The 17787-nt window shown below is 33.3% G+C and carries 19 protein-coding genes and 2 pseudogenes; 2 read left to right on the forward strand and 19 right to left on the reverse strand.

The features are described from left to right. Window positions 1–247: 247 nt before the first annotated feature. The gene (locus MHI57_RS03040) at window positions 248–664 is read right to left on the reverse strand and encodes a PaaI family thioesterase (RefSeq protein ID WP_340974911.1); all 417 of its coding nucleotides are present in this window, start codon (window positions 662–664) and stop codon (window positions 248–250) included. Window positions 665–954: 290 nt separating this feature from the next. After that, window positions 955–2646, reverse strand: coding sequence for a methyl-accepting chemotaxis protein (locus MHI57_RS03045; protein WP_340974914.1), 1692 nt, complete (start codon window positions 2644–2646; stop codon window positions 955–957). 239 nt (window positions 2647–2885) lie between these two features. Between MHI57_RS03045 and MHI57_RS03050 the strand changes: the two genes are divergently transcribed. Beyond that, complete coding sequence (locus MHI57_RS03050; protein ID WP_340974916.1) at window positions 2886–4070, forward strand: NupC/NupG family nucleoside CNT transporter; 1185 nt, start codon at window positions 2886–2888, stop codon at window positions 4068–4070. A 96-nt stretch (window positions 4071–4166) separates the two neighbouring features. Here MHI57_RS03050 and MHI57_RS03055 read toward each other — a convergent pair whose 3' ends face one another. From MHI57_RS03055 to MHI57_RS03110, 12 genes and pseudogenes are all read right to left on the reverse strand, one after another. Further along, window positions 4167–4886, reverse strand: coding sequence for a DUF2812 domain-containing protein (locus MHI57_RS03055; RefSeq protein WP_340974918.1), 720 nt, complete (start codon window positions 4884–4886; stop codon window positions 4167–4169). Continuing rightward, window positions 4879–5199, reverse strand: a complete 321-nt coding sequence (locus MHI57_RS03060; RefSeq protein ID WP_224936458.1) for a PadR family transcriptional regulator — start codon at window positions 5197–5199, stop codon at window positions 4879–4881. The genes MHI57_RS03055 and MHI57_RS03060 overlap by 8 nt, the downstream gene beginning before the upstream one ends. 213 nt (window positions 5200–5412) lie before the next feature. Further along, complete coding sequence (locus tag MHI57_RS03065; protein WP_340974922.1) at window positions 5413–5919, reverse strand: GNAT family N-acetyltransferase; 507 nt, start codon at window positions 5917–5919, stop codon at window positions 5413–5415. 221 nt (window positions 5920–6140) lie between these two features. Further along, window positions 6141–6320, reverse strand: a complete 180-nt coding sequence (locus tag MHI57_RS03070) for a DUF6440 family protein (RefSeq protein WP_307313880.1) — start codon at window positions 6318–6320, stop codon at window positions 6141–6143. 320 nt (window positions 6321–6640) lie between these two features. Next, window positions 6641–6766: a hypothetical protein gene (locus MHI57_RS03075; protein WP_267892241.1), complete on the reverse strand. Its 126-nt coding sequence runs from the start codon at window positions 6764–6766 to the stop codon at window positions 6641–6643. Window positions 6767–6873: 107 nt separating this feature from the next. Then, a complete protein-coding gene (locus MHI57_RS03080; protein WP_322909354.1) occupies window positions 6874–7029 on the reverse strand; it encodes a hypothetical protein in 156 nt (51 codons plus the stop codon). Between the two features lie 662 nt (window positions 7030–7691). Beyond that, on the reverse strand, window positions 7692–9365 hold the full coding sequence (gene ilvD / locus MHI57_RS03085; protein WP_340974931.1) for a dihydroxy-acid dehydratase: 1674 nt from the start codon (window positions 9363–9365) through the stop codon (window positions 7692–7694). Between the two features lie 134 nt (window positions 9366–9499). Continuing rightward, window positions 9500–10174, reverse strand: coding sequence for a FadR/GntR family transcriptional regulator (locus tag MHI57_RS03090; RefSeq protein ID WP_340974934.1), 675 nt, complete (start codon window positions 10172–10174; stop codon window positions 9500–9502). 388 nt (window positions 10175–10562) lie between these two features. Beyond that, a complete protein-coding gene (locus tag MHI57_RS03095) occupies window positions 10563–11387 on the reverse strand; it encodes a dihydrodipicolinate synthase family protein (RefSeq protein ID WP_340974937.1) in 825 nt (274 codons plus the stop codon). Window positions 11388–11528: 141 nt separating this feature from the next. Then, window positions 11529–12120, reverse strand: a pseudogene (locus tag MHI57_RS03100) (FMN-binding negative transcriptional regulator). A gap of 25 nt (window positions 12121–12145) precedes the next feature. Beyond that, window positions 12146–12661, reverse strand: a complete 516-nt coding sequence (locus MHI57_RS03105) for a GNAT family N-acetyltransferase (RefSeq protein ID WP_340974940.1) — start codon at window positions 12659–12661, stop codon at window positions 12146–12148. Window positions 12662–12686: 25 nt separating this feature from the next. Continuing rightward, window positions 12687–13139: a MarR family winged helix-turn-helix transcriptional regulator gene (locus tag MHI57_RS03110; protein WP_340974943.1), complete on the reverse strand. Its 453-nt coding sequence runs from the start codon at window positions 13137–13139 to the stop codon at window positions 12687–12689. 113 nt (window positions 13140–13252) lie between these two features. On the opposite strand from MHI57_RS03110, the pseudogene MHI57_RS03115 reads away from it, so the two are divergent. After that, window positions 13253–13692: pseudogene (locus MHI57_RS03115) on the forward strand (YczE/YyaS/YitT family protein); the annotation flags it as partial. A 100-nt stretch (window positions 13693–13792) separates the two neighbouring features. On the opposite strand, the gene MHI57_RS03120 reads toward MHI57_RS03115, so the two are convergent. The 5 genes from MHI57_RS03120 to rsgA all read right to left on the reverse strand — a co-directional run bounded on the left by MHI57_RS03120 (window position 13793) and on the right by rsgA (window position 17787). Next, on the reverse strand, window positions 13793–14365 hold the full coding sequence (locus MHI57_RS03120; protein ID WP_340978525.1) for a recombinase family protein: 573 nt from the start codon (window positions 14363–14365) through the stop codon (window positions 13793–13795). 235 nt (window positions 14366–14600) lie between these two features. Continuing rightward, on the reverse strand, window positions 14601–14912 hold the full coding sequence (locus MHI57_RS03125) for a GNAT family N-acetyltransferase (protein WP_445293192.1): 312 nt from the start codon (window positions 14910–14912) through the stop codon (window positions 14601–14603). A 358-nt stretch (window positions 14913–15270) separates the two neighbouring features. After that, entirely contained in the window at window positions 15271–15765 is a 495-nt protein-coding gene (locus MHI57_RS03130; protein ID WP_340974945.1) for a cysteine hydrolase family protein, read from the reverse strand. An 84-nt stretch (window positions 15766–15849) separates the two neighbouring features. Further along, window positions 15850–16278, reverse strand: coding sequence for a hypothetical protein (locus tag MHI57_RS03135; RefSeq protein WP_340974947.1), 429 nt, complete (start codon window positions 16276–16278; stop codon window positions 15850–15852). Window positions 16279–16692: 414 nt separating this feature from the next. Then, window positions 16693–17787 carry a ribosome small subunit-dependent GTPase A gene (gene rsgA, locus MHI57_RS03140; RefSeq protein ID WP_340974949.1) on the reverse strand — a complete coding sequence of 365 codons (1095 nt, stop codon included), beginning with the start codon at window positions 17785–17787 and terminating at the stop codon, window positions 16693–16695.

Consider the following 17787-nt stretch of genomic DNA (forward strand, 5'->3'; position numbering starts at 1 on the left):
AATATCAAAACGATGAATGTGTTTCAAAATAAAATACTAGCTTTTTAAAATGAAACAAATAAAAGATTTCATACTGTTATTTGGGAACATCATTTTCATGAATTTTAGTCTTATTAAACGCATAGTTAGTTTTTTAACTGAGCAGGTTTGAATTACACTGGATAAATGGGGCGGCGGTTAGGTTGGATGCTAGCTTTTTTAATTGAAAAATCCCTCCTGCAAGCAGAGGGATCCTCAATCATAAACGCTATTGTTTCTTGCTTTTTAATACATAAGTTGCTCTCCCTGTTGCTAATAGCTTTCCATCTTCATCAAATATATCTGCTACACCAACTACAAGGGTCCCTCCTTTATGAATAATTTTGCCTTCTGCTTTTATCACGCCTTTTGAAACTGGGCGGAAATAATTAATATTCATTTCAGCTGTCATAGCATTATGATGATCTGTGAGAATGGTTCTAACAGCTGTCCCAATGACAGAGTCGATTAAAACTGATATTACGCCTCCATGAACAACTAGATTCGGTTGAAGTAATTTCTTACTTACCGGTAGAATAAGTGTCGCCTTACCATCATCAATTTCTTCCAACTTCACCCCGATTAGTTGACGAAAATGATTGTTTTTCATCCGGTGTATTTCTTTATCCCATAGCTCATTTTTCAACGAAATCTCCCCTTCCTCACATAGGTATCTAAACAATTATGTATCATGCAAATTATATGCCTATCTCAACAAGTAAAGATTCTCCCAAATACTTTGTTAACTATTAACTGATGAAAAGCTGGTTGCCTTCATTGGATTGTTTGAATAGAAATATGAAAAAGACAGCCTGGGCGAGCTGTCTTTTTCTCCGTTTGAGGTGAATCAGTTTTTCAGAAGGATTACTATACTATATGTACAAGCAGGGAATGTGGACAAGGACAATGGTCTATTTTTAAAAATTTGGGCTATACTTAAATTTGATACCCCTTATTTACTTCCTTTAATTTTCGTGCAAGTGAGCTAATCTTTAAACCCTCTTCGTGACTTTGTGCCACTTCCTTCATTAAATGGTTTGAATCCTTCACCATTTGCTCTGATTTTGCTAAAGTCTCTTGCGAAATCGCTAAAGCATATTCTGTTTTGTCCTCCATTTGCGGTAGAATAGTCTGTAAACCAACTAATTGTCGTTTTGATTCATCTATAATGTTACAAACAGAAAGGACTTCTTTCATTAACAAATCGAATGCTGTTCGATTCTTAGTCATGATCTCTTTATATTGTATAAAATGGTTATTCGTTTCTTCAGATTCAAAAAGTGTTCTAGATGAGATGTCTTTCATTGAAATAATATTTTCTTTGACTAGTTCAACAGCTTGTGCTGATTTTTCTGCCAAAGCCCCGACTTCAGTTGCCACTACTGCCAAACCGCGCCCTGATTCCCCTGCTCGCGCTGCTTCTATGGAAGCATTTAAAGCTAGCAGCTTTGTTTGAGTTGAAATATCTTGTATAACTGAGGTCACCTTTTCAATAGAAGAAAAATAGTTATTCATTTGGGCAACAGTGTGAGTCATTTTTGAAAATGAAGTTGAAAAAGATTCAAATGTGGCGATGACTTTACTTATACTCTCTTCACCATCTACCGCAGTACCTTCCATTGTATATGCTTTTTTCATCATACTATCCATACTATCAAATAATTTATTGGTTTTTTCTTTCATAGATTGAAACTTCTTAATACTCTCTTCAGAACTAATGGCAGTTTGCTCTGCTCCCTGTTTTACTACTTGAATACCGACTAATAATTCTTCATTTTCTAATTTTACTTTATGAGAAATATGATCAAGACTATTGCCTGATTGGGATAAATTGTCTGTAGCATCCATTATATTTGTTAATAACTTCCTCATATGAGCAATCATTGTTTGATAACTATTAATAAGTGAGACAATTTCAGGTGTTGTACTTTCCATTTTTATATCATTTATTAGTTGTCCTTTACTAGCCTGTCTCATCATTATTGTTAACTTTGAAATAGGGTTGGTCAAATTTCTTACTAAAAGAATGACAATCACTCCAGTTACTAACAAACATAAAAGGACTGTTACACCAATAAACTGGCTCATTTCTGTTAATGTTTGTAGATACTGTGATTGAGGTATAGCAATAGTGTAGATTCCCTTTAATTCTTGAATGTTACGAAATGCTATCGTGTAGGTTTCCCCATTCATGTCACGCTCAATGATTCCATTTTGTTGTTGAGTAATAGTTTCAACAACGTTATCAGGAAAGTTAATTGGTCGATTTTCACTGACAGAAAAAGGGTCTGCTCCGTTTTGATTAATCAAAAAGAAATATGCACTGAATCCATCTTGGGCTAATTGTGATTCCTGTCTTCTGATCACTTGATTCAGTTTTGTTGTGTACTCATTCTCGTCACCTATGTATATGAGTAATAAATTTTGGGCAATTTCATAAATATAACTCGTTTCCTTATCAAGTCTTTGTTCCATAAAGCCAATAATAGTTTCTTTTGATTTACTAATAGAAATCATTGTCACTACTGTTGCTGAAAAAAGCAGAATAGTAATAACAATAATCAATAGCCTTGCTTGTAAAGAAAGTTTTCCAACAATCCCTTTGATGGCGTCTAAAACATTTTCCATATATCTCTCCCCCTTGTTCTCATTATGAGGGTGAAATATAAAGAGAATGTAAATAAGGAGTTATAATTGTTTTAATTCTTTATACCCATTACTAAAGTAGTGAGAATGAAAAGTTGTGCACTCATTCTTAATACATTGAATAATGCAATTTCTGTCATTTTTTAATATTCATTTGACATCAGATGTCATACTACCTTATCATCAATACTATTGGAGAAAACTTTTTAAGGGGAGACATCATGGTAAATATTTTAATAGGAATTTTAGGTTTTTTTCTCGTTCTCGGCTTAGCATACCTTATTTCCAATGATAAAAAAAATATCAACTATAAAGCGATTGCTATTATGGTTGTCTTACAGATTATCATTACTTTATTCATGTTCCAAACAACCATTGGTTTAAAGTTAGTTGAATGGATTTCTAATGGCGTTACAACTGTTTTAAATTTTGGTTATGAAGGTATTGATTTTGTATTAGGTGGCTTGGTGCAAGAAGGACAAACAGTCTTCTTTATGAATGTACTTATGCTCATTATTTTCACTTCAGCATTATTATCCATTCTTACTTATATTAGAGTTTTACCACTCGCTATTAAGTATATTGGTGGGTTTTTAGCGAAAATTACCGGTTTGTCAACAGTGGTTACATTCAATAGTATTAACTCCATTTTCTTTGGCCAAAGTGAAGCACTATTGGCGATTAAATCACATTTAGCAAGAATGAGTGATAACAAACTATTTATTATTAGTACATCAGCAATGGGGAGTGTATCAGCTAGTATTATGGGCTCTTACATGACAATGGTTCCTCCTCAATATGTTTTAATAGCGATGATTTTGAATTCGCTTTCAGGCTTGATTATCGCGACAATGATGGCTCCGATCAAAAACAATGAAAAAGAAGAAATTGATGTAAAAGACGTAACGGGGTCAAAATCATTATTCGAAGCTATTTCTAACGGTGCACTTGATGGTGGTAAAGTAGCTTTAATCGTTGCAGCTATGCTTGTTGCCTATATTGCGTTAATGGCTTTACTTAATGCCATGTTTGATGGAATATTCGGTATGGATCTAACAACAATACTAGGTTATATATTTGCTCCTATTGCCTGGTTGATGGGTATACCATCAAATGAAATTATTACAGCAGGATCCATTATGGGAACAAAACTTGCTACAAACGAATTTGTTGCAATGTTACAATTCCAACCACTTATTGGAGAGCTTTCAGAGAAAACAGTTGCGATTATTTCAACATTCTTGATTTCTTTCGCTAACTTTAGTTCAATTGGTATTATTAGTGGTTCGATTCAAGCTATTAATGGTGAAAAAGCGGCAGTCGTTGCTAAATTTGGTTTGAAGATTCTATTAGCAGCAACCATGGCATCTACCTTAACATCCATTATGGTCGGTTTATTTAGTTAAACACGAAAAAAAGGCATAGCGATATATGCCTTTTTTTCGTGTTAAAATCATGAGTTTGTTCAACTGAACCTATACTTACTTTGATTAAATGTAAGATTACCGCCCTAAGTGCTTATAATAAAAAGATAAAATTGACCAGATGAGTATAGGTAGTGCAAAAGCACCTATAAGCATATAAGCGAGCGTTTTAATTGCATCATTTGGGCCACTTCCATATAACAGAAAAATTGTCAATGCAGCTAAAAATAATATGATTATTGTATTTATGAAAAATACACTTCTTTGTTTCCCTTGTACTTTCCATTTATTTGATTGAATTTTCATTGCTGTCCAAACAGCTGGTACTGCTATGATCGTTAATATTATTGATACAACAGTGAGTATATTTGCTATCATTCCAGTTGTAAATATTGTACCCGTCCAAGAACTTACTGCAAACAACACTAATGCTCCTATTCCCCACCTTGCCGTGTTACTTAAAGATTCTTCATGTTTTTGGGCAAGTGTTTCCTTATCTGAATAAATTGGTTCAGTACCAGGATCGGCGCGAAATAAATGAATACCTGCTTCTGAGTAAACGTGGTTCCAACCTGCGTCTTCAAAATAGCTTAAGTATTCCTCTTCCTCATTTTCTTCTACTGTACGGTAATCAATGCTGTATACATACTCTTTTTTCTCACCTTTCACCAATGTATATCCCATGAAACTTAGCTTTTTAACATGCCACCCTTTAAGAGACTGCTGCCTCAATTTCTCCATATCTTTACTTTCTGCAAATGCTAATCCACCAGACATCATATACTTTGTTTTACTCATTGTCCATTCCTCCCAATCCTTCTTCAGCTAATTGAACCATTAGCTTTCTCACATTCATTTCATCTTTTAATACCACTTTACCTTGATTAGTCAATTCATATACTTTTCTTCTTGAATCCGAACCGTCCTGCAAATAAATCCATTCTTGTTTTAAGAGCTTCTTTATAATCGTATACATCGAGGCTGGTCCAATGGCTATTCTCCCCTGTGTAGTCTCTTCTATCAAAGACATAATTGCATATCCATGCCTTGGACGGGTTAGTGCCGTCATAATATAAAACATAGAATCGGTTATCTGCCCTTCTGATTTCAATTTACATCATCCTTAATGTATTCTTTTTTGATATATCACAAATGGATATATTCATAATATATCATTTTGTGATATAAGTGTCTATAGTTATATCATAAAATGATATAATTTTTATAAAAAAAAAGCTTCCTTCAACATAAAGAAGCTTTCTAGTCAATATTAACAACGAACATATCTTTGCAATTTTAATTTCTTTTACCCATACATTGCACATTACTTCAAAGGATATACCATCAACCAATTACTATCCTTATTCATTTTCCTCACTTTCGTAAACCCAACTTTTTCATAACAAGCAATAGCACGATGATTGTTTGTCGCAGTATCTAAAATAACCATCTTTGCTTCTGTTCTTTGCGCAATGTATTTAACAAATAGTTTCACCATTCTTGTTCCAATACCTTTTCCGAAAAGCATGGGTTCACCGATGAACTGATCGATTCCATAAATCAGTTCATTGTCCCTAAATCCAAAATATTCATTATCTACCTGATAATACTGCATAAATCCAATCGGTTGATCTTTGAGTTCTACGATAAATGGTGGGACATTGATTTCGCCGTCTATACGAGGACCGTATTTCTCTTTCACCATTTCTAGAGAAAAAGGTTCATTGACATCTCCGTAGAATGTCAATACTTCTTTCGTACTTAACCATTTACTCATATACTGATAGTCATTTTCACACATTTTTCTTATAAATAAATCATTTTCCTTCAACACGAACTCTCCTGTTCAAGATATAGAGTGACCTCTCGCACGAATAAAAGCAGATTGATTGAACGTCCAACCTACCGAATAAGAAAAATCTCCACTTGGAAAAATAATCGTATCTTAACTGTTCCAAAGAGAAACAACTGAAATTCCGGTTATTTATTCACATGTTTATCCGTACGCATACCTGCTTAATAGGACTGAATTTTCAGTTAATAAATTACACACTATTTCTTAAAGTCCTTATCTATTAAAGGTTTACCATCTGAATCAACCATAACAGTTAATCCACTGACCGGACCTGCATAATGGAACATATACATCACTCCGGTTTCATTATCTCGAATAATCTTAAAAATTTCTATTTTCCCTTGAGAATAAATTGTTTCAAAACGTTTATTATCCATCACTCAACGCTCCCTACATCTTTTTTAATGAAGTTCCTCTGAGGTAATATAGCTGTATATAAGTTTCATTAACTTATTTTTACCATAAAACTACCTCTTGAACAATGCACATTTCAAAGCATTTTTCTTTTAGAGATTAAATCGAAAATTTTCATAAACAATTCTTAAAAATAAAATTTACAACATTAAAGTGATATAGCAGACTAAATTATTATTATTCCATTCAAGTTAAAGTCCACTCGACGCCTGTATTGAGTGAAACTAAAAATCACCTAAATAAAAGCTTGTTAACTTCAAAAGCTAACAAGCCAAAAATGATCTTATTCTGTTTTTCTTTTTTGATCTTTGTTTCGTTTATTTCCCTTACTATTATCACCACTTATTGCGCTTTGAGTTCCTTGCGGTGAGCTTTGGTTCTTACTGCCGTTATTAGGTACTTTCGTCAAACTGCTTCACTCCCTTCTATTAAGGAGTATTGTGGACCGTTCGAGAAAATTCTATACAAGCCCTCTTCTTATCAAATCACGAGGCGAGTAATTCCATCCATATTGCTCTATTGTTTTTTTGAATGATAACCAGTGGTTTCTTCCTCAAAGCAAGAAAAACAAATCATTTTACCATCAGCTTCAAGAACACCACCTAAAAATCCGCCATGACAATAAATCCCCTCACCACAACTACGACATTGACCAAGATACTCTTTTTCCATATATCCTCCTTTAAAAATAAGTGCTCTTTTTACTTCAGACCTTAAAATACTTCATATGTTCTTTTGTAGAATTGAGTCCGATCAAATGAATCTCAATTTAACTTAGGTTATATATATATTTAGACAAACAGAAAACATATTCCCTCTAGTTTTGAGGCGATTAATGAGATTTTTTGGTAAACTTAAAAGGTATTTTGAATTTTCATAAAGGAAGAAACACATAAAATACAAGTTCTAAGATGGAATAAGAGACTTACTTTTATCATACAGCTACAAATATTTTTGAAAATTAAGCGAAATTTATAATTATAGTAGAGAAAAAATGTATATTACTTACAAAGTAGACGAAATTATTGCTGGAATAAGCGTGTTAAGTAATTATTTAAAAACTACCTGGAATGCTAGATTCCACGTAGTTAATAGAGTTTATTGATTTTATTCGACTGTTTCGTAATGATCAAAAATAACTTTCACACATCTCCAATCTCAGAGATGTGTGAAAGTTGTATCATTTTTTATAACCCATGTTTTTAATATTTTAAAAATGTTGGGCTTGCCAATTACTTTGTTCGTCCATTACTAAATCAATTATAGTAATAGTCTTGAAAATAATAAGTAAGAAACCTCATTACCTATAATGAAGTTTCTTTACTTTACTATACTTAAATGCTCATTACGCCACCTTTTGATGCATTTGTTACTAGTTTGGAGTACCTTCCTAACCAGCCATTTTTAATCTTTGGTTCAAATGGTTGTAATGATTTTTTTCGGTTAGCTAATTCTTCATCAGATAATTTTACGTTCATCGTTCTGTTAGGTAAGTCGATCACAATGATATCTCCATTTTCAATAAGTGCGATTGGACCACCCTCAGCAGCTTCTGGAGAAATATGACCAATGGAAATTCCACGTGATGCTCCGGAAAAACGACCGTCTGTTAGCAAAGCAACTGAACTACCTAATCCTCGACCCATAATGGCTGAAGTTGGTGCTAGCATTTCTGGCATTCCTGGACCACCTTTAGGTCCCTCATACCTGATGACAACAACATGGCCTTCTCTTACAGCTCCATTATCGATTGCTTGTTGTGCTTCTTCTTGTGACTCAAAAACAATTGCTTCTCCTTCGAACTCTTGAATCGTTGGGTCCACTGCGCCGACTTTGATGACAGCACCTTCAGGGGCGATATTTCCATATAAGATGGAAAGGCCACCAACTGGGCTATAGGGATTATCTTTAGGACGTATAACCTGTTCATTAGTAATGTCATGTCCACTTACCAACTCACCCATTGTTTTACCTGTAATCGTTATTCTCTCTGGATGAATGGCATTTGGAATTTTCGTTAATTCATTAATGATTGCACTAATGCCCCCAGCTTTATTAATATCATCCATTGAATAATCTGACGCTGGCATAATTTTTGCTAAATATGGAACACGGGTAGCGATTTTATTAATATCTTCAAGATTATAATCAATACCAGCTTCATTTGCGATTGCCAAAGTGTGAAGCACTGTATTAGTCGAACCACCCATCGCCATATCTAAAGCAAAGGCATCATCAATAGCTTCTTTCGTAATGATGTCACGTGGTTTCACATCTTCTTCAATCATGCGAACTAAATGTTTAGCAGCTTCATAGATTAACTCTTTCCGTTTTGCACTTGTTGCGACAATCGATCCGTTACCAGGAAGAGCGACACCTAGCATTTCCATTAAGCAGTTCATTGAATTAGCTGTAAACATCCCTGAACAAGACCCACATGTTGGACACGCATTATTTTCAATATCATTGAACTCTTCTTCTGTCATTTTTCCTGACTTAAAAGCTCCTACTCCTTCGAAAACAGATGTTAATGAAAGTTGTTTTCCGCTCGCACTTGTTCCTGCTTCCATCGGTCCACCTGAAACAAAGACGGAAGGGACATTTGTACGCGCGGCTGCCATTAACATACCAGGAGTGATCTTGTCACAGTTTGGAATATAAAAGACGCCATCAAACCAGTGGGCATTAATAACGGTTTCTGCACTATCAGCAATTAACTCTCTGCTAGGTAAGGAATAACGCATACCAATATGCCCCATGGCTATTCCATCATCAACACCGATTGTATTAAATTCAAAGGGAATGCCACCTGCTTCAATGATTGCTTCTTTAACCACATCTGCAAATTCTCGTAAATGAACATGTCCAGGAATAATATCAATATATGAATTACATACACCAATAAATGGTTTCTCTAAATCTTTTGCTCTTACTTTTCCTGTCGCATATAAAAGACTACGGTGAGGAGCTCTATCTACTCCAAGTTTAATCGTATCGCTTCTTCTCATTTACAACCACACCTTCAATTTTCATTATTTTGATTATTTGTATAATGTATTGTAAAACGTATGTTGTCTGCTGTCAATAACGTTGTTAGACAAAAAAGAGCATCTTTTATAAAAAGATGCTATTTTTTGCTTTTTTATTCAATTCCTAATTCACTCATTGCATGTAATATATGAATTTTCATCGCACTTCTTGCTCCCTCAGGGTTACGATTCTTCATAAAATCCATAATCATTTGATGATCATTCAATGTATCTTTAATTGCAACTTCTTTTTCGACTGATAAAATCACACCTTTATCGATGGCTTGATAAATGACAGGCATGAGCTTTTCCATAAATTCATTATGGGTCGCTTTAACAATTGATTGATGAAATTTCTGCTCTTCAGCCGTTCGATCTTGCTTCTTTTTAATCTTCTCTTCAATTTGTAATCCATAATCGATAATTCTTTTCATTTCTTGGTCACTTGCACGAATGGTCGCATAGTATGCAGCTTCTGGTTCAAATATTAAGCGCATTTCATACAAATCTTTCGCATTAATTTTTGCATCTGTAAGCAATCCGAAATGTTGCATATGGTCAATATCCAAAGCTTCTTTTATAAAAGTCCCTTTACCTCTTTTGATTTCGACAATGCCATTTGTAACGAGGATTCTAATCGCTTCTCTTAAAGTTGTTCGACTAATATTCAATTCTTCCGATAATTCATTTTCGTTAGGTAGCTTATCTCCAGGTTGAAAACGTTTCTCAATGACAATCATAGAGATAATGTCATCAGCAATGGAATCGGATAATCTTTTTTGAGTCATATATTTGTCCACACCTTATTTAGTATTAATATAGAATATAGTGTAAACGATCATTTATGTAAATGCTTATTTTTTGCGAAATAAAAAACCATGAATGCTATTGGGTTATAAAAAAGTTTGATCAAATGCACGTCTTATTATGTTAATTTCCCAAATATAAAAGAGCCTGTTTTTGAAAAAGAGTTTGATAAAAACAGGCTTTTTAAACATTTTACGAAGACGATTTTTATAAAAAAGTTTGATCATTTTCTACCTTTGTTGCTCAACAATCGCGCCCGTTTAATAAAGACTTGATTTCGAGATATATTGGAATAAATCAATAATGTTAAATTTCCATAATACTAGTAGGGATAAACATTTAGCGATCGGTCAGAAATATACTATATAATTAAATGTTTCCTATTGGACTTCTACAAACCCCTATTGGAATCCCCTTATGATTAATGTGCTTTTTAAGATTTACAATAGCGTTTCCTTGATAAACATGTTCCATAATATTTTTTATTTTTTCGCTTTCTTGTTTACTTACTATTTGCTCCGTAAGCATTTTTTGGAACCATTGACTAATTTCCGTCGGTAAAACATTCCCAGCAATGGAAGAAAGGCGATTATATCCATGTAATACTTTTTCTTCTAAATCCATTTCTCCACCAGCATAAAAGTACAAATCGTTATGCATACCTTTTTTTATTCGTTCAACTTTTTCTTTATTGCCAGCATCTTTTATTCCAACCACTAAGTCATTCTTACTTAATTGAATAATACTTTCTTCTGATAAATCAAATCCAGTTCTTTTCGGATTATTATATAAGATTGTAGGTTTATTACTAAGGTGGATAATCCTCTCTGTATAAACGAATGCTTCTTGTTGAGTCGGTATAACATAAGGGGGGTACCCAAGCATTACACCTGATATTTTTGAATGACGAATCTTTTCAGCTAATTCCTCTGCTTCTTTCTGTCTAATTGAAGCTACACCAAATATAATTTCCATATTACTAATAAGTTCTTCTTCCAGTTCTAATCCGTTTATTATTTCAATTTTCTCTTGGAGGTTTAGACTATGCTGCTCTCCAGTAGTTCCAGAGACAAGAACAGATTTTACACCTTGTTTATACAGGTCTTTTATGTGGATTATTGTTCCTTGAACATTTATAGATTCATCTTCAAAAAAAGCTGTTGGTACGGCAATATGAACATTTTCGGTTAGCATTTTGTTATCCCTCTTTTCCTTTTTATATACTTGTACTGAACTGCCTTTAGCACAATAATCGATATCCACTGAGCTGCTTTCCCTCAATTGTTTAAAAATCGAATTCACGATATAAACATCTAAACTATGAGATAGAATTGATCACTTCGTTTTCCTAGCTTTCATCACTTCTGCTAATTGTTGAGAGTTTAAATCTTTTTCCTTATTTAGTTTATCAATAATATTGATATAGTCCTCTTCATTTCGTTATTCACTCAATTTAAAGGCTGCTTGAACTTCTTGCACTTTTACTTAAATCCAACAATACCTTTAGTTTGGTTTTTGGTTTTTGGAGAGAAGTTCTCCCATAACGCTGCACTTTCACGGTGTTGTTCATACTTTTGCTTCCTGCAATTCTTGTTCACTCATCAGACTAGCTGTTCCATATACATGGACGCTTGATAATTCCATGTGGGCACATTTTCTGACTCGTACCACGAGGATGAAATATAAGCATGGGAGCCTTGATACATAACAAGAGCAGAATCATCCCCGAAAGTTTTCCACTGTGGATTCGCATAAGCGAAATGTCCAGTTAGATAGTAGTCATCCCCTTGTTATGCAACTCCAAAGGTAAGTAAGTCGCTATAGGTCTTCCTTCTTCTGTCGTTACGATCGTTCCGAAAGAGTTCCTCTGAATAAAGTCTTTGATTTCAGCAAAGTCTGTGACTTTAAAATGCTTTGGGATATACATCCTTATTCACCTCTTTACTTAATTATTAGAGCTTTTTAACCATTATTAAGTCCGTTTGTTCTTCATTCCCCATATAAAAAGAGTGCGCTCCCGTTTGGGTAAAACCCAATGTCTTGTAAAAAGAAATGGCATTTTTATTTTTTTCCCACACGCCCAGCCAGATCTTCTTTTTATTCTGTTCCATAGCAATATCCATAGCTTTATTGAACAGGTATTTACCAAGGCCAAGCTTTTGAAATTTATTAATAATATAAATCCGCTCGATCTCAAGGGCGTCATCATCCATTTTTTCAGTCTGGGCATCCCCGGTATTAACCTTTAAATATCCAGCGACCTCATCATTAAAAGAAACAAAAAAGAAATGGGATGAAGGATTGGATAACTCATTTTCTACTTGATTTATGTTAAAAGCCTCTTCCAAGTAAGCCTTCATATTTTCTGGAGAATTCTGATCCTCAAATGTCTCCTTAAATGTTTCATAACCAATTTTTTGAAGTTTTCGTGAATCTCCCACTGTACATCTTGTCATATTTATATTCATAAAAACCTTTCGCTCCTCTCTACAATCAGTAACTTCTCTTGTTTCTTTTTTTTACAAATTCCCAATCTTTTTCTATATTTCTTCTTACTCTTTGAAGAAGGTCAAAAAGATTTTCTATTTCTTCTTCGGACAAACCCTCTAAAGCAATTGTATTGGAATGATCATTTTCTCTTTTTATAAAAGGAAAAACCATTGTACCTTTCTCTGTTGGAAAGAGTTTTTTTATTTTTTTGTTATGTTCATCTTCTTTCTTCACAATAAAGCTGTTCATTTCAAGTTTCTTAATAGAGCGAGCTGCTGTGGTACGATCTACTTTTATCATCTCAGCTACCTTTTCTTGAATAATACCTGGGCTTTCACAGATTCGCACAAGGTATAAATACTGCCCTCTTGTGAGGTCATATTCTTTGAATTCTAAATTACTTATTGAATCTAGCGCCCTTGCTATCATTCCAATTTCACGTAGTATTTCCTTCATACTTAACCCCTCACGCAATAATTTTGTTGCAAATGCATCATTTATATATATTTACCCTAACTTATTTTTGTTGTATATGCAACAAAAAAATACTAGTAAAGAGGTAGATTAGTGTGAAGTTTTTCTTTTATGTAGTAGGAATCTTGATTTTAATCCTCGGCATTTCTTGCACGATACAATTTGACCTTGGGACTTCCCCTTTTGACGCCCTTCTGGTAGGACTGTCTATCCATGTGGGTTTTACGGTCGGTATTTGGGAAATAATCATTGCTTTTATATTATTAGGGTGTAATTCACTTTTTAAAAAACAAAACTAGAAGTTTTGGGGTTGTTAACAGCATTTATAACGGGGGTTAGTATCGATATGTGGATCTTTTTATTAGAAACTTTGCACACACCTGAACTATGGTACAGCAAAGCTGTTTACTTTGGAGTCGGCTTAGTTGTTATAGGATTAGTTACTGCCATCTATCTACATACGAATTTTGCACCGATCCCGGTTGACCGGTTAAAGTTAATCATACAAGAATTAACTAGAACAAATATTTATGTTGAACTAAATGATATAAAAGGCTAAAACTAAAACCCGTATTTAATAAAAATACGGGTTTTAGTTTTCTAGAAGACTTGTTTGAATGAACAAAAAAGCTTTCTCACTTATTAGTGTTGGTTTTCTTATAATTTCTTTTTAATCTATCCAGTTCTTTAACTAACCTATAGAAAGTAGCTTTAGACACTTTTGACATTTCTATAGCTTCTATATCTGTTATTTCTTTTTTTCTCCATTTTGCATAAATTTCTTTAAATTCATCTGTAATTACAGTTTTTGGACGTCCTAAATGTTTTCCCTTTAACTTTGCAGCTTGGATTCCTTCTGCCTGTCGAGTTTTTGTATCAATGCGTTCTTTTTCAGCAAAAGCCGCAAGAACAGTAAGAATAACTTTCTGTATAGCTACTTTAATTACATCATCTTGATCATTAGAAGTATTAATCATAGGTTCTTTTATAAAAGTTAAGTGAATACCATGTTCAACAAACCACTCATATTCCTTCAATGTTTCATTCATGGTTCGTCCCATCCTGGTAATAGAGTCAAAAACAAGTTCATCCCCTTCACGCACTAATTGCTTTACCAATTGATATGTAGGTCGATCAAAATTTTCCCCGCTCTTTTTTTCTATAAGTATATCTCTTTCATTAATTCCTTCCTTCATCCTGGTTTGTATCTACCATTCTTCATTTTGTTCTTTACTAGAAACTCATATATATGGCCTAATACCAGCAAAGCTGCTATGAAACGCAATGAGAAATCGGAATCATAACAAAACCCCTCGATTTCATTAGTTATTTATAATTGCACTATTACTGAAAAAGGCACAATTTCTCTTCAATAATTGCACCCGATTGATGAAGATTGTTCGTTTTTATTTTCAAGTAATAATCTAACTCGTCTAACGACACTTAACCCTTTTCCCATTCCATTAAAAATTCTTCCTCGGAAGTCTGTTCATCTAATGTTTCTTCTTTTATTACAAAGCCATTTTTCAAGTAGAAATCAACAGCTTTTTTATTTCGCTTGTACACTTTTAATTGTATATTTTCCCTTTGTTTTTTTATAAAATCTAACAATCCCTTGCCATATCCCTCACCTTGATGCTTAACATCAATAAATAATGCAGCTAAATAATTATCCATCATTGATACGAAGCCGACAACATCTTTTTCATTACTTACAACATATGTTTCAGACATTGGGATATACATTTCTTCCATCTCCGTTTGCTGTGATTTTCAATAATTCTTATCAATAAAGTCGTGTGTTATTAAAGAACCTTTATACCATATTTCTACTAACTTATTGACTTCTGTATTCTTATTTGATCTAATATTCACCTTATCACCTCTATAAATCTCAATGCTTTATTCAATTAAATGGCCCTGTTGTTCAAGTTCTTGTTCTAGATTTGCGCCCGATTGTGGAAAATAATTAAGCTAATCTTATTGAATAGGTGCCCTTAAATAGAGTGAATCCTAATTTAAAAATTTTAAAATTTAAAAACAATTTTATCCCCATTGGAGCATGGTATTTATTGTTTTCGACACTACTTTTTTTGATGAAAGGAATTCTATTCTATAAAAAAGTTAAAAATCTATTATTCCAGAGATTCTCATGATGTTCAATGATTGTTTTAGCTTCCAAAAGGTCACTGTTTAGGGTGGTAGTTAACCCTTTTTTCATAAATAATTTATATCCTAATCCATGAGCCATTCTAATAGTTGTATCTACACAATATTCAGTTTGTGCGCCACAAATTTCAAGTTTTGTTATATTTAAATTCCTTAGTTGTTCATCCAAATTAGTCTTGTAAAATGAGTTAGCATGTGTTTTATTGATATAGATATCTTTATCTTTAGCATCTAGTTCGGGAAATAGTTGCCATTCTGGAGAATTTAGAACCAGATCACTATCATTATGTTGAACAAAAATGATAGGATTGTTTTTTTCTCTAAAAAAATGAATTCTTTGATTAACCCCATTTAAAACATTCTCTAAGTTATAAAGTGGAATATTTTCAGGCTGAACACCCTTTTGCAAGTCAATAATTATTAATGCTGTATTTTCCATAATTATCATTCTCCTAATACCTTCTTACTGTTGTATTTTACCTTTATACTTTTTAATACTACGATTATACATTTATCCTAATTCCTATTCCATTAAATTGTCCAAAAACGGAAAAAAAAATGGAACCAAAAGACCAACTACTAAACCTGAAAAATCAAATTTTTCTTCTGCGTACGTGTACTCTACTTCCCTGACAGCTTTTTTATACTTGCCATCTTTGTCTTGAATTGCTATCGCTTCATCTGTACTAATACTTTCTATAGAATAATATTTAGTACCTTTCTTATAAGCGTTCGAGAAGTTACCAGAATACTGTTCCATATCTGAATACTTAGTGACTTGCCCAATCTTGCTATCTATATCCGTTACGTACTCATCACTTACTACATAAATATATCCATCCCAAACTACAAATGGATAAGCCCAAGATGTTGCTAATAGCTTACTAGGAAATAAAAAAGAAGCTAATAAAATAAATAAAATTACAAGAGAAAGTGAATGCTTAATTTTCATACAAATTTCCCCCTATCTAAAAATTAGACATTGAATAATTTGTATTAGTTTCACTATGTTTATTATTGAAGTAACCTACCTTTAATCGAAGAAATTAAGCTATGCCCTTACTCAAGCATCGGGCCAGATCGTAATAATGATACGATTATTGAACAAAAGTTTCCATACTAAATTTCCTATATTAATACTCAATAATCTGGTCCAATTCATAAGAAAAGCGCATTTCTTCTTCCAGAAATGCGCCAGATTGTAGAAGATTGTTCTTGTAGTAAAGCACCCGTCAGTTTATGTACACCTTCATAAATATAATAAATAATATCTCATTTAACTATACAACCTATCTATCAAAAAAATAGGGTATCAGCTCAACATGGAGCCGTTACCCTAATCTTCATTTTAAACATTTCTAAGACTTCACCTTCTTTTATTTCTATTTTGTTCTTTGATGGATTTCCTGAAATTCCTAAAGTTTTTCATGCCACCCATACTACTAAGCATTTCATTTGTCTTTTCTTTTTCAATCATTTTAGAATTCAAGCCTTCATACCTAGTTTCCCTTTTAAGTTTCCAGTAGCTTTCTAGCCTTTCTATCGACAAAAAGCCATCTTTAATGGCTTTTTGCACTGAACAGTTTGGCTCATTTTTGTGTGTACAGTCATTAAATTTACAATCAAAAGCAAGTTCTTCAATATCGGAAAAGGATTTCGTTAAATCTGCACTTATAATCCCCAGTTCCCTCATACCCGGAGTATCTATAACAACACCTAAATTTGGCAACATAATCAGTTCTCGTCTTGTCGTAGTATGTCTGCCCTTATCATCATTTCTTATCCCATTTGTGTCTAATATATTTTGACCGAGCAAACAATTGATTAAGGTTGATTTTCCAACTCCAGATGATCCTATGAGCGCTACTGTCTTACCGCTAGAGAGAAATCTTTTTAAAGATTGATACCCTTCATCAGAAGTACTTGTTGTAACAAGCACCTCTACACCAATTGCAATAGAAGAAATTTCGTTAAGCCTTATCTCTATATCCTTACACAAATCTGATTTTGTAAGGACAATAACTGGTACTGCACCACTGTCCCAAGCGATAGAAAGATAACGCTCTAGTCTACGTAAATTATAATCATAGTTCAGTGACATACAAATAAAAACCGTATCAATATTTGTAGCGACAATCTGAATATCTTCTTTAGTTCCTGCCATTTCACGCGCAAATACGCTTTTTCGTGAAAGTATGTGGTGAATGATTCCGTTTCCCTGTAAATTATTTGTTCTATCGATCATAACAAAATCTCCAACAGCAGGATATTCAGAAATTCCTTTTACACTATAGTGATACTTACCGGATATCTCAGCAACGATCTCACCTTTTTCTGTGATTACCTTATATAAATTTTTAGATTGTGATGAAACTCGACCAATAAAAAGGTCTTTATATATTTTAGACTCCTGTATAAGTTCTTCAGTAAGTCCTAAATTTTTCATATCAATATTATTCAA

This window comes from Cytobacillus sp. FSL K6-0129 (assembly GCF_038007625.1).
Classification (GTDB): Bacteria; Bacillota; Bacilli; order Bacillales; family Cytobacillaceae; genus Cytobacillus; species Cytobacillus kochii.